Annotated in this window: 6 protein-coding genes; 4 read left to right on the top strand and 2 right to left on the bottom strand. The window is 42.0% G+C overall.

Annotated elements, in window-relative coordinates; translation table 11 throughout:
• Positions 1-222 precede the first annotated feature (222 nt).
• From EWM62_RS19125 to EWM62_RS19110, 4 genes are all read left to right on the top strand, one after another.
• Positions 223-771, top strand: a complete 549-nt coding sequence (locus EWM62_RS19125; RefSeq protein ID WP_129878267.1) for a cob(I)yrinic acid a,c-diamide adenosyltransferase — start codon at positions 223-225, stop codon at positions 769-771.
• Positions 772-856: 85 nt separating this feature from the next.
• Positions 857-1,078 carry a DUF2795 domain-containing protein gene (locus tag EWM62_RS19120; protein ID WP_002996718.1) on the top strand — a complete coding sequence of 74 codons (222 nt, stop codon included), beginning with the start codon at positions 857-859 and terminating at the stop codon, positions 1,076-1,078.
• 125 nt (positions 1,079-1,203) lie between these two features.
• Positions 1,204-1,353 carry a lmo0937 family membrane protein gene (locus EWM62_RS19115; protein ID WP_129878279.1) on the top strand — a complete coding sequence of 50 codons (150 nt, stop codon included), beginning with the start codon at positions 1,204-1,206 and terminating at the stop codon, positions 1,351-1,353.
• A 128-nt stretch (positions 1,354-1,481) separates the two neighbouring features.
• A complete protein-coding gene (locus EWM62_RS19110; protein WP_129878278.1) occupies positions 1,482-1,631 on the top strand; it encodes a lmo0937 family membrane protein in 150 nt (49 codons plus the stop codon).
• A gap of 35 nt (positions 1,632-1,666) precedes the next feature.
• On the opposite strand, the gene EWM62_RS19105 is transcribed toward EWM62_RS19110, so the two are convergent.
• Entirely contained in the window at positions 1,667-2,383 is a 717-nt protein-coding gene (locus EWM62_RS19105; RefSeq protein ID WP_129878110.1) for a 2-C-methyl-D-erythritol 4-phosphate cytidylyltransferase, read from the bottom strand.
• Between the two features lie 93 nt (positions 2,384-2,476).
• Positions 2,477-2,954 (bottom strand): S-adenosylmethionine:tRNA ribosyltransferase-isomerase (locus EWM62_RS19100; RefSeq protein WP_162499883.1); only part of this gene is annotated, 478 nt, incomplete at its 5' end.

The raw sequence follows: 2,954 nt of genomic DNA, 5'->3' as shown, positions 1-2,954 counted from the left end.
CCTGGCCGATGATATAATGGGTTTCATAGTTTCTAAATAATATATTTGAACAAACACGATATGCAAGTTTAAGTTTAAAATTGCATAATGTTTAATTTAACCACAAAGGGCGCTAACGAAAGCACAAAGGCCACGAAGCCGGATCCCTGGTGTACTTTGTGGAAAAATCTTTGTGCCCTTTGTGGTTAACTCCAACTAAACGTTTAAATTGCTGCAATTCTTATGAAAATATATACCAAAACAGGGGATAAGGGCTATACATCGTTAATTGGCGGTACACGTGTGCCCAAGCACCACCTGCGTATAGAAAGTTACGGAACGGTTGATGAACTGAACTCATACATCGGCCTTATCCGCGATCAGGACATTAGCGCCAATGATAAGGATATGCTTAAACAGATTCAGGACAGGCTGTTCACCATCGGCTCGTCGCTGGCGGCCGACCCCGAAAAATCTAAAATGGTGATACCAGATCTGTACCCTGAGGATATCGAACTGCTGGAAAAGGAAATGGACAGGATGAACGAAACATTGCCCGAGCTTAGGCACTTTATTTTGCCGGGGGGTAGCAATGCAATATCATACTGCCACGTAGCCCGTTGCGTGTGCCGCCGTGCCGAAAGGTTAAGTGTGCACCTTGCCGAAGAGAGTACCGTTGACGAAAAAGTGAATATTTATCTGAACAGGTTGAGCGATTACCTGTTCACCCTGGCAAGGATGATAGGGTACAGCGATAAAGTGCCTGAAAATCAATGGATACCAAGGAAATAAAAATATTACAAAAAAATATTGATAATCAATTTAAAAATATTATACTTTTGCGAAAAAGTAAAATTTACCAATTTAATATAAAAACATGTATTGGACACTTGAATTAGCATCGCACCTTGAAGATGCGCCCTGGCCAGCAACTAAAGATGAATTGATCGATTACGCCATACGTTCGGGCGCGCCGGTAGAGGTTATAGAGAACCTGCAGGCACTTGAAGATGATGGTGAACCGTATGAAAATATAGAGGAGATTTGGCCGGATTACCCCACCAAAGACGATTTCTTTTTTAACGAAGACGAGTATTAATACCCGCTTTGGTTATTTATTCAGAAGCCCTGCATGCAGGGCTTTTCTTGTATAACCCCTTTTTGGAATGATTTTGGCATAAGCAGGTTTATAACATTTACTTAAACATAAAAACATTCAACATTATGAGAGGCCTATTGTACCTGATCGCTGTTATTTTAGTAATAGCTTGGATTTTCGGAGCTTTTGTTACACCGTTTGGCGGTAACATTATTCACGTTTTATTGGTAATAGCAGTTATTGCTTTATTACTTGGCGTAATAAGAAGAGCCTGATAAGCACTATTTATCAATAAATAAAAAATCCCGGTTTAACCGGGATTTTTTTATGCTCAAAACTTTTTATAGCCATGGTGGTTTATTATTTAACATCACTTTAAAATATTAACTAAACACACAAAATTATGAGAGGCTTACTGTACCTTATTGCTGTTATTTTGGTAATAGCATGGATTTTCGGAGCATTTGTTACACCGTTTGGCGGTAACATTATTCACGTTTTATTGGTAATAGCAATTATTGCTTTATTACTTGGCGTAATAAGAAGGGCCTGATAAATCCAAATACTTATAGCCATCATCCGCATTAACTAACGGATGGTGGCTTTTTTGTTTATAAGCGAGTCGGCAATGGCTATATCTTCGGGGAAGGTGATCTTGATATTGCTATAGCTGCCTTCTATCAGCCTGATGGTGATGCCGCTTTTTTCCACTACCGAGGCATCATCTGTAAAACTATCGCAGTATGGTTGCTCATAAGCCTTTTTCAGCAATACCGATTGAAACGTTTGCGGCGTTTGCACCAGGTATATGCTGTCGCGATCTACGCCTGCCGATATTCCATCCTTTACCTGCCTTACCGAGTCGCGGCTTTTAACGGCAGTTACGGCGCTGCCATGTTCTGCGGCGCATCGGTAAGCCTCATCAATGATATCATGGCTTACAAGTGGCCGCACGGCGTCGTGTACAGCAATTAATACATTATTGCCTGTAATTTGGTCAACCGCGTTCTTAACCGAATGGAAACGGGTTTCGCCACCTGCAATTATTGTATGAGGAATAATGAAGTTATGTTTGCCGCAAAGCGATTCCCACATCTGGTGATACCCCGCATGTAAAACCAATATGATCTGGGGGGATGACCGGCTCTCGTAAAACGCCCTGATGGTGTGCATCAGCACCGGCTCGCCACAAAGTTCGATAAACTGTTTGGGCAGCGCCGACTGCATCCTGCTACCCGAACCACCTGCAACGATAACTGCATAGGTAGATCTGAGATTTGAGATTTTAGATTTGAGACCGGGCATTTTCTGTTATTGATAAACCAAAGCTATAAAACAAAAATGAGATATGGACTTCTGTCTCATATCTCAAATCTAATATCTCAAATCAAGCGAAGCTTAAATAATCAGCATCGCGTCGCCATAGCTGTAAAAACGGTATTTTTCTTTTACCGCTACTTCGTAAGCGTTCATTACATGGTCGTAACCACCAAATGCTGCAACCATCATCAACAGGGTTGATTCTGGCGTGTGGAAGTTGGTGATCATGGTGTTAGCAATACTAAACTCATACGGCGGAAAAATGAACTTGCTGGTCCAGTCGTTTGCCGGTTTTAGTATTTTACCTGCCGATACTGCCGATTCAACAGCACGCATAGAGGTTGTACCAACCGCGCAAATGCGTTTTTTACGTTCGATGCCACGGTTTACTATCCTGGCTTGTTTGTCTTCGATGATAAACTGCTCAGAGTCCATCTTGTGCTTGGTAAGGTCCTCCACCTCAACCGGGCGAAAGGTACCTAAACCCACGTGCAGGGTAACTTCGGCAAATTCTACACCTTTTAATTCAAGGCGTTTCATCAGCTCGCGACTAAAG

The sequence above is a fragment of the Mucilaginibacter terrigena genome (assembly GCF_004168255.1).
GTDB lineage: Bacteria > Bacteroidota > Bacteroidia > Sphingobacteriales > Sphingobacteriaceae > Mucilaginibacter > Mucilaginibacter terrigena.
This window is presented reverse-complemented; position numbering and strand designations above follow the sequence as displayed.

Coding starts and splice junctions, on each gene's coding strand:
- EWM62_RS19125 (WP_129878267.1), top strand. CDS start 223: ATGAAAATATATACCAAAACAGGGGATAAGGGCTATACATCGTTAATT.
- EWM62_RS19120 (WP_002996718.1), top strand. CDS start 857: ATGTATTGGACACTTGAATTAGCATCGCACCTTGAAGATGCGCCCTGG.
- EWM62_RS19115 (WP_129878279.1), top strand. CDS start 1,204: ATGAGAGGCCTATTGTACCTGATCGCTGTTATTTTAGTAATAGCTTGG.
- EWM62_RS19110 (WP_129878278.1), top strand. CDS start 1,482: ATGAGAGGCTTACTGTACCTTATTGCTGTTATTTTGGTAATAGCATGG.
- EWM62_RS19105 (WP_129878110.1), bottom strand. CDS start 2,383: ATGCCCGGTCTCAAATCTAAAATCTCAAATCTCAGATCTACCTATGCA.